General features: G+C 68.8%; 10 protein-coding genes and 1 pseudogene. 5 read left to right on the forward strand and 6 right to left on the reverse strand.

The window, feature by feature from the left end:
- Positions 1 to 219, forward strand: a pseudogene (locus JWP28_RS11200) (ATP-binding protein); the annotation flags it as partial.
- A gap of 156 nt (positions 220 to 375) precedes the next feature.
- Positions 376 to 1,194 carry a hypothetical protein gene (locus tag JWP28_RS11205; protein ID WP_299542887.1) on the forward strand — a complete coding sequence of 273 codons (819 nt, stop codon included), beginning with the start codon at positions 376 to 378 and terminating at the stop codon, positions 1,192 to 1,194.
- Between the two features lie 5 nt (positions 1,195 to 1,199).
- Here JWP28_RS11205 and JWP28_RS11210 read toward each other — a convergent pair whose 3' ends face one another.
- Both JWP28_RS11210 and JWP28_RS11215 read right to left on the reverse strand, forming a co-directional pair.
- Entirely contained in the window at positions 1,200 to 1,574 is a 375-nt protein-coding gene (locus tag JWP28_RS11210) for a hypothetical protein (RefSeq protein ID WP_299542889.1), read from the reverse strand.
- Positions 1,575 to 1,753: 179 nt separating this feature from the next.
- Positions 1,754 to 2,566 (reverse strand): universal stress protein, encoded by an 813-nt coding sequence (locus JWP28_RS11215; RefSeq protein ID WP_299542891.1) that lies wholly within the window; start codon positions 2,564 to 2,566, stop codon positions 1,754 to 1,756.
- Between the two features lie 186 nt (positions 2,567 to 2,752).
- Between JWP28_RS11215 and JWP28_RS11220 the strand changes: the two genes are divergently transcribed.
- Complete coding sequence (locus tag JWP28_RS11220) at positions 2,753 to 3,346, forward strand: HD family hydrolase (protein WP_299542893.1); 594 nt, start codon at positions 2,753 to 2,755, stop codon at positions 3,344 to 3,346.
- Positions 3,343 to 4,323 (forward strand): NAD regulator, encoded by a 981-nt coding sequence (locus tag JWP28_RS11225; RefSeq protein ID WP_299542895.1) that lies wholly within the window; start codon positions 3,343 to 3,345, stop codon positions 4,321 to 4,323. The genes JWP28_RS11220 and JWP28_RS11225 overlap by 4 nt, the downstream gene beginning before the upstream one ends.
- Position 4,324: 1 nt before the next feature.
- On the opposite strand, the gene JWP28_RS11230 is transcribed toward JWP28_RS11225, so the two are convergent.
- The 3 genes from JWP28_RS11230 to JWP28_RS11240 all read right to left on the reverse strand — a co-directional run bounded on the left by JWP28_RS11230 (position 4,325) and on the right by JWP28_RS11240 (position 6,293).
- On the reverse strand, positions 4,325 to 5,242 hold the full coding sequence (locus JWP28_RS11230) for a sterol desaturase family protein (RefSeq protein WP_299542898.1): 918 nt from the start codon (positions 5,240 to 5,242) through the stop codon (positions 4,325 to 4,327).
- Positions 5,239 to 5,640, reverse strand: coding sequence for a hypothetical protein (locus tag JWP28_RS11235; RefSeq protein WP_299542900.1), 402 nt, complete (start codon positions 5,638 to 5,640; stop codon positions 5,239 to 5,241). Before JWP28_RS11235 ends, JWP28_RS11230 begins: the two co-directional genes overlap by 4 nt.
- A 110-nt stretch (positions 5,641 to 5,750) precedes the next feature.
- On the reverse strand, positions 5,751 to 6,293 hold the full coding sequence (locus tag JWP28_RS11240; protein WP_299542902.1) for a porin family protein: 543 nt from the start codon (positions 6,291 to 6,293) through the stop codon (positions 5,751 to 5,753).
- A 186-nt stretch (positions 6,294 to 6,479) separates the two neighbouring features.
- Between JWP28_RS11240 and JWP28_RS11245 the strand changes: the two genes are divergently transcribed.
- Positions 6,480 to 7,595 (forward strand): beta-ketoacyl-ACP synthase III, encoded by a 1,116-nt coding sequence (locus JWP28_RS11245; protein WP_299542903.1) that lies wholly within the window; start codon positions 6,480 to 6,482, stop codon positions 7,593 to 7,595.
- 146 nt (positions 7,596 to 7,741) lie between these two features.
- Here JWP28_RS11245 and JWP28_RS11250 read toward each other — a convergent pair.
- Positions 7,742 to 8,017 (reverse strand): M48 family metalloprotease (locus tag JWP28_RS11250; protein WP_299542904.1); only part of this gene is annotated, 276 nt, incomplete at its 5' end.

The raw sequence follows: 8,017 nt of genomic DNA on the forward strand, positions 1-8,017 counted from the left end.
GGCCTGAAGAAGAAGCCCTCGACCTCGGAGCTGCTCGACTGGCTGAAGCTGCTGATGGTCGAAGACATCGACGCCGAGGCGCTGAGGGAAAAGGATCCCACCAAGCTGATCCCGCCGCTGCATGGCGCCCTGCTCAAGAACGAGCAGGACGTGCACCTGTTCGAGCGCCTGGCCTTCCTCGCGCGGCGCGAAGGCGCGGGCTCGCGTCCGGGCCAATAGACCAAACGCCCCGTCCGTCTCGCGCCGTCGGCGCGATCCACCCGCCCCGCACTCTCCGAGGCGGTGGAGGGGGGTAACAGGCGTTACATCGAATTCACTCGCCTTTTGAAGGGGCTCCGGTCAGATTCCAGCGGAACGGACCGGAGCTCTTTCGCCATGAAGCCGCTGCTCTTCCTCTTCGCCTGCGGGCTGGTGCTTGCGACCGCCGCGGCCTGCTCGCCGACCACGCCGCCGAAGGCGCGCGCCGCCCTCGACTGTCCCGCGAGCCAGGGCGACCTCGACCGCGCCAGCGTCGCGCCTGACGGGAAAACCTGCCTCTACACCACCCGCGCCGGCGATCAGGTGTCGCTGCGTCTGATCCCGGTCTCCTCCAGCTACGAGGCCGCCCTCCAGCCGGTCGAGCAGGAGCTGCAGGCCGAGGTCCCGACCGAGCAGGAAACCGCCGCCGCCAAGGTCGCGGCAGCCACCGCCGACGCCAAGACGGCCGCGGCTGACACCAAGGCCACGGCCGGCGCGGCTGCGGAAGCCGCCAAGGCCGCCAAGCAGGCCGCCGAGGACGCGGCCGGCGAGGCGAAGGACGCCGATGACGGCGATCACACCGGCTCGCATCCTGGCCGCAACGAGCATGCCCGCGTCGACCTGCCCGGCATCCACATCGAGGCCGACGACGACGGCAAGGCCAACGTCAACGTTGGCATGATCCACGTGAACGCGGGCGAGGACGGCGCTGTGGTGCGCATGTCCCGCGACGTGCGCCTGCGCGGCGAAGCCTTCTCCCGCGACAAGCGCGGCTTCCGCGCCACCTACATCCTGGCCAAGGACAACCTGAAGGATGGCTGGAAGACCGTGGGCTACGAAGCCGCCGGCCCCAAGATCGGCCCCATCACCGTAGCCGTCGTCAAGGCCAGGACCGGCGACCACCACGACGTCTTCGGCGACGTCAAGCGCCTGGTCCGCAAGAACGCTGGCGTCTGAGATTCTCAGCCCGCCGGCTGGACCTCCACGACCTTGTAGGTGAGCGGCCGGCCGTCCTCATCGGTGACGGTGACGTATTCGCCCACGGCGAAGCGATGCTGGCCCAGCCGGTGCAGCGGCTCGTCGTCGGTGGCGTCGTCGTCCTCATAGTCGAAGAACCAGCGCGAGCCCTTGCGCGCCAGCCGACCGTCGGCAGGATCCTCGTCCGGCGAGAAGCGGCGGACCGTGCAGTTGTCGCGCGCCTTCGAATAGGCCGCCTCGTCGAGGTGGCCGTCGTCGGTCAGGGGCGCGGTCAGCGCGTAGCCGCGATGGTCGTCGCCGCCGGCGAACTCGGTGCCAGGGTTACGGGCAAGCCGCATGACGATGCGCGACAGAGTCATTGGACGTCCCTCTTGCAGAGCTAGGTGGATCGGCAGTTCCCACAACGCTCGCGGCCGAGACAGTTGGGAACTTCAGATCCGGAAACCATACTAGAAACATAAACTTGCGAGTGCACGCGTCGATTCCGCAGGTCGCCCAAAGCCAGCCGCAGGAGCTGGCGAACTTTGGAATCGAGACACTAGTGAGACAAAAACAGCGACGGCTCGTCGGAGTTCAATAGCGTGCGCGTCGTTCCTCCAAATATGAACTCCTGCAGCCGCGGGTGGCCGAAGGCGCCGGCCACCAGTATATGCGCCTCGGCTTTGCGCGCCGCATAGAGCAGCAACGGCGCGGCGTCTCCGCTGTCGGGCAGGATATCGATCTCGGCCTCGACCCCTCGGGCCGCATAGTACGACTGCAGCCGTCCCGGATCGAAGCTGCGGGAACTGGCCTTCGGCGCGGCCATGATCACCACCCTGGAGGCCTTTTCCAGCAGCGGCAGGGCCAGGCGCGCCGCCCGGCTGGCCTCCTTGCCGCCGTCCCAGGCCACCGCCACCGAGCCGCCGACCTGCAGGCCCTCGCGGGCGATCAGCACCGGGCGCTGCTCGTCGGCGAGCATCTGCTGGAAGGCCTCCGCCAGCGGCCCGCGCCCACGCGCCGGGTCGGAGGAGAAGACGACGACGTCCGACAGCCGGCTTTCCGCCGACAGCCCGGCCCAGACCGGCGTCTGCAGGGCGATGAAGCGGCTCTTGGGATAGGAGGTCGTCGCCATGGCGGCGCGCGCGTTCTTCTCACCGGCCTGGGCGGCCTCCTTCAGGGATTCCAGCGCCGTGGTCTGCACGCCGCCCAGGAACCCCTCGCCCATCCAGGGCATGACGTCGGCGACGTCGGCGGGGGTGTAGACACCCACCATCTCAGCCTGGAACGGCTCTGCCAGCATGACGGCGGCGGCCACCGTGGCGGCGTCGCCGCCACCTCCGGACAGAGGCGCCATGATACGGGCCCAGCTCATCGGTTCGGTTCCTCCAGCGTGAACTTCAGCGCCCACGCGCCTATGCTCGCATTGATCGCAGCGAGCATATGCCCGCATTGATCTTTGTCAGGCCCTGGGTCAGTTCACGACCTTGACTGTGGAGGGAATGCTTTCGTGAGGAAAGGGCTGCGTCGTTCGACGTCGGAACCCCGCGCCTGGCAAAGAATGCTGTCGGGCCGCCGACTGGACCTGCTCGACCCGTCGCCCATGGACATCGAGATCGAGGACATCGCCCACGGCCTGGCCCGCGTGGCGCGCTGGAACGGCCAGACGATCGGCGAGCACGCCTTCTCGGTGGCCCAGCATTCGGTGGTGGTCGAGGAGATCGTCGCCCACATCAAGCCCGACGTGGAGCCGCGCTGGCGACTGGCGGCTCTGCTGCACGACGCTTCGGAATATGTGATCGGCGACATGATCTCGCCCTTCAAGGCCGCGCTCGGGGTCGACTACAAGACCTTCGAAGAACGGCTGGAGAGCGCCATCCACCTGCGCTTCGGCCTGCCCGCCAGGACGCCCGTGCCGATCAAGACGCTGATCAAGCAGGCCGACCGCGCCTGCGCCTTCTTCGAGGCGACCCAACTCGCCGGCTTCAGCTACGCGGAATCGCTCGACTTCTTCGACGCCCCGCCGGCCGGTTACAGCCTGACGATCGACCCGCTGCCGCCCGCCCAGGCGCAGGCGCGCTACCTGCAGCGCTATGCGTTGCTCTCCGAAGCGGCCGGCTACCGGTCGCACGCCCAGGCCTTCGACACCGAATGAGCCTCTCCGCTGACAGCGCCGTGGTCATCGGCCTCTCGGCCGTGGTGGTGGCCATCCAGGCGGACGACGCCGTGGTGCTGACCGTGCGGCCGCCGGGCGCGAGCCAGGAGGGCCTGCCGTTCGGCCCCTTCGATCCGCTGGGCCACCGCACCTTCGAGCTCGCCATGCGGGCGTTCGTGACCGAGCAGACGCGGTTCACCCTGGGCTATGTCGAGCAGCTCTACACCTTCGGCGACAAGGGCCGCGACGCGCCGCTGGCCGACATGGGCGACCTGGGCGGCGAAAGCTCGGAACACTCCCGGGTGATCTCGGTGGGCTACCTGGCGCTGGCGGCCGCGGCGGTCGACACCCATGCGCCCGGCTCGGAGTGGCGGCCGTGGTCGCGGTTCTTCCCCTACGAGGATTGGCGCGAAGGCCGGCCGGGCGCGCTGGCGCTGATCGAAGAGGCGCTCCGCCGCTGGGCCGACGGCGACCCCCAGCGCCTGGGCCGCGCGCGCCTGCTGTTCGCCCTTGAGGGCGCGCCCTGGAACGAGGAGCGGGTGCTGGAGCGCTACGAACTGCTCTACGAAGCGGGCCTGGCGCGCGAGGCGGCCCGCGACCGCGGCGAGACGGCGACCGCCCTCCCCGCGCCGCTGGCCGCCGCGCTCGGCGAGCCCATGCTCTCCGACCACCGCCGCATCCTCGCCACCGCGGCTAGCCGCCTGCGCGGCAAGCTGAAGTACCGCCCGGTGGTCTTCGAGCTGATGCCCGAGGCCTTCACCCTCTCGGCCCTGCAGCGCGCGGCCGAGGCCATCGCCGGCGTCCCCCTGCACAAGCAGAATTTCCGCCGGGCCCTGGAGCGGGCGGACCTGGTCGAGGGCCTCGGCCGGATGGACGCCGACACCGGCGGCCGGCCCGCCGAACTCTACCGCTTCCGCCGCGAGATCCTGGGGGCCCGGCCGGTGTCGGGGCTGAGCCTGCCGCTGCTGCGGGAGTGACCTAGGCTGCCTCGCGCTCGGCGATCGGCGCCTTGCGCCGTTCTTCCCATGCCGCCTTCAGCGAGGCGCTGGTGTCCCGCGATCCGTCGGGGCTCCAGCCGGGCGGGCCGAACAGCCAGCCCAGGACGTGGCGGGGCGAGCGGATGATGTCCTGGGTGACGCCGATCCACTCGTGGAAGGCCACACGCAGGATGTTGAAGGTGCCGAGGTTGTGCACCAGGCCGTAGCGGCACGCCTCCTCGTCCAGTTCCGGCTGGAAGGTGCCGAACATCCGGTCCCAGACGATCAGGATGCCGGCGTAGTTGCGGTCGAGGTAGCGGGGGTTGCGCGCGTGGTGCACCCGGTGATGCGAGGGGGTGTTGAACACCGCCTCGACCCAGCGCGGCAGCCGGCGGATCGCCTCGGTGTGGATCCAGTACTGATAGACGAGACTGATCCCCTTCTGGATCGCCACCATGGCCGGCGGGAAGCCGAGCAGCGACAGCGGCAGCCAGAGCAGCCAGGTTCCCGCCACGCCGCCCGTCCAGGTCTGCCGCAGCGCCGTGGAGAGGTTGTAGTGCTGCGAGGAGTGGTGATTGACGTGGGCCGCCCACCAGATGCGCCGTTCGTGGCTGAAGCGGTGGAACCAGTAGTAGGTCATGTCCTCCAGCAGGAAGACCAGGACCCAGGCCCAGACCGCGGTCATGGGCACGGTGAAGATGCGGTGCTGGTAGATCCAGAGCGCCGCCGCAAAGCTCGCGCCCGCGGTCAGCAGGCCGGCCAGGGTCGAGCCCAGCCCCATCAGCAGCGAGACCGCCGTGTCCTTGGTCTCGTAGCGCGCCTCGAGCTTGCCGAACCGCGCCAGCGCGATCTCCAGGATGACGGTGAGGATGAAGAACGGCGTCGCGAGCGTGACCGGGTCGAAGGCGGCCTTGATCATGCCGCCAGCTCTTTATGCGAGCCCTTCGGCGGCCAGGCCTCCAGCGCGATAACCGCTTTGGGGGCGGCGACGTCGGCCAGGTCGATGACGATCCGCCCGTCCTTGAAGCTGGCGGCCAGCGCCTGGGCCCACGGAATCTGGCGGGCCACGTAGCCGTCGCCCAGCTGGCAGAGCACCAGGGCCATGCCGCCGGACTTGGCCACCGCCCCCATGCCGTCGACGGCGATCCACAGGCCGTCGAGCGTTCGCCCCGGAAACTCCTCCGCCAGCAGCCGGCGGGCGCGGGCCTCGTCGAGCGGCGGGGCGGAGCGGGCGATGTTGGCCCAGGCCGCGAGGCCCACCATCACCGCCACCGCGGCGCCGGACACCGCGAGCTGGACGAAAAAGGCCTGGTTCAAGATGGCGATCCTCCGCGCGGGGGCGAAGTTGGGCGTGGGCGGCCATACGGTCAAGAAAAAGCCCTCCCCGCGACAGGGAGGGCTTTCCCGTGCAGCCGCGTGCCGCGGCCTTAGAATTTCCGGACGTAGGCGATGGACCAGACGTTGGCGTCACCACCGCTGCTGCGCTGGAACTGCTCGCGGGTGTAATCGACCCGCACGCCGTTCACGCCGTCGAAGGTGTACTGGCCGCCGACGCCGTAGTTCCAGGAGTCGCCCTTCACGGCCGTGGAAACCCCGGCGACCGATCCGCTGCCTTCGGTGTGGCCATAACCGACGCGGGCCAGGAGGTCGATGTTCGGCGAGATCGGCAGGAAGCCCACGCCGTAGATCGCTTCCTGGTGGTCCAGCTTCACCTTCACGTCCGTGCCGCCGACGTTGACGTGGTCGTCCTTTACGCCGCCGGAGACTTCGCCTTCCACACCGAAGTTCTGCCCGAACCGCGCGCCGAGCCGCCCCTGGATCGCGCCGAGATTCACATGGTCGAGGTCGGTGTCGGCGTAGCCGAGGGTTCCGTAGAAGGTGGTCCCGCTGGTAGCCGTCTGAGCTGACGCCATGGCCGGCAGGAGAGCGGCGAAGGCGACGCCGGCGGCGGCCGTGATCAGTAGTTTCATTGAAGTCTTTCCTTACGCTACGCGAACAGCCCAACCCTCTCGGGGTTCGGCTCCAAACGCGGCCCATGGTTGTCGGTTCGGCCTTATTGATATGGCGAACACCGTCTGTGGCCCTGCGGCCACAACGTGCGCTGACGGCCTGCCCAGCCGTGCTATCACTCCCGCTTCGCCGCCGGAGAGGTCCCTTTGCCGCAAGCCGTGATCGCCGCCACCGGCCTCTACACGCCGCCCCAGAGCCTCTCCAACGCCGAGCTGGTGGAGGCCTTCAACGCCTATGTGGCGCGCTTCAACGAAGCCAACGCCCAGGCCATCGCCGCCGGCGAGATTGCGGCCCTGACGCCGTCTTCTGTGGAATTCATCGAGAAGGCGTCGGGCATCAAGTCGCGCTACGTGGTGGACAAGTCCGGCCTGGTCGATCCCGACCTCATGCGGCCGCAGATCCCCGAACGCTCCAACGAGGAGTTGTCGGTGCTGGCCGAGATGGCCGTCGAGGCGGCGAAGGACGCCCTCGCCCGCTGGGGCAAGCCGGCCAGCGAGATCGACGCGGTCATCTGCGCGGCCTCCAACATGCAGCGCGCCTACCCGGCCATGGCCATCGAGGTGCAGCAGGCGCTGGGCATCGGGGGCTTCGCCTTCGACATGAACGTCGCCTGCTCCTCGGCCACCTTCGGCATCAAGACCGCCGCCGACTTCGTGGCCTCGGGCTCTGCGCGCGCGGTGCTGATGGTCAATCCGGAGATCTGCTCGGGCCACCTCAACTTCCGCGACCGCGACAGCCACTTCATCTTCGGCGACGTCGCTACGGCGGTGATCGTCGAGGCCGAGGACCGCGCAAGCGGCGGCTGGGACATCCTCGGCACGCGACTGCGCACCCAGTTCTCCAACAACATCCGCAACAACTTCGGCTTCCTCAACCGCGCCGCGCCGGAAGGGATCGGGGCGGTGGACAAGCTGTTCGTGCAGGAAGGCCGCAAGGTGTTCCGCGAGGTGGTGCCCCTGGTCTCGGAGATGATCGTCGAGCACGCCGGCGACCTCGGGATCGATCCGACGGGGCTAAAGCGCCTGTGGCTACATCAAGCCAACATCACCATGAACGAGCTGATCGGCCGCCGCGTCCTGGGCCGCGAACCGGCGCCGGGCGAAAACGTCATCATCCTCGACGAGTTCGCCAACACCTCCTCGGCCGGCTCGATCATCGCCTTCCACCGCGCCAACGACGACTTCGCCCCAGGCGAAACCGGCCTGATCTGCTCCTTTGGTGCGGGCTACTCCGCCGGCACGGTGTTCGTCAGGAAGCGGTAGCGCAATCCAGTTGCTCCCTTTTTGGGGGAGCTGTCAGCCCCCGGGACCGGCGAAGCCGGCCCGAGGATAAACTCCGCTGACTAAGGGGGTCCTCAACAGCCTGAGCGGACCCCCTCCGGCCCTTCGGCCACCTCCCCCAAACCGCGCTACGCGCTGGGGGAGGAACTGGGAGCCTTCGGGTGCATAGCCTTCCAGTCCATGGCGCGACGGACCCGGGCCCCGACCGCCGGGTGATCGTAGAAGATCACTTCCTCAAGCCTCGACGGCGTCGCGGCGCGGTACTCGATGGTTTTCACCAGCGCCTTGGCGAGCCCGTCCGGCTCGTTGAAATGCTCGAGGCTGACGCGGTCGGCGTCGGACTCGGCGATCCGCGATACCGCGTTGCTGAGCGGCGTGGCGATCAGCGAGATGACGGCGAAGAT

Origin of the sequence: Phenylobacterium sp. (genome assembly GCF_028290885.1) — a bacterium.
Taxonomy (GTDB): Bacteria; Pseudomonadota; Alphaproteobacteria; order Caulobacterales; family Caulobacteraceae; genus Phenylobacterium.

Coding starts and splice junctions, on each gene's coding strand:
- JWP28_RS11210 (WP_299542889.1), bottom strand. CDS start 1,574: ATGACTCTGTCGCGCATCGTCATGCGGCTTGCCCGTAACCCTGGCACC.
- JWP28_RS11220 (WP_299542893.1), top strand. CDS start 2,753: ATGCTGTCGGGCCGCCGACTGGACCTGCTCGACCCGTCGCCCATGGAC.
- JWP28_RS11230 (WP_299542898.1), bottom strand. CDS start 5,242: ATGATCAAGGCCGCCTTCGACCCGGTCACGCTCGCGACGCCGTTCTTC.
- JWP28_RS11215 (WP_299542891.1), bottom strand. CDS start 2,566: ATGAGCTGGGCCCGTATCATGGCGCCTCTGTCCGGAGGTGGCGGCGAC.
- JWP28_RS11240 (WP_299542902.1), bottom strand. CDS start 6,293: ATGAAACTACTGATCACGGCCGCCGCCGGCGTCGCCTTCGCCGCTCTC.
- JWP28_RS11225 (WP_299542895.1), top strand. CDS start 3,343: ATGAGCCTCTCCGCTGACAGCGCCGTGGTCATCGGCCTCTCGGCCGTG.
- JWP28_RS11205 (WP_299542887.1), top strand. CDS start 376: ATGAAGCCGCTGCTCTTCCTCTTCGCCTGCGGGCTGGTGCTTGCGACC.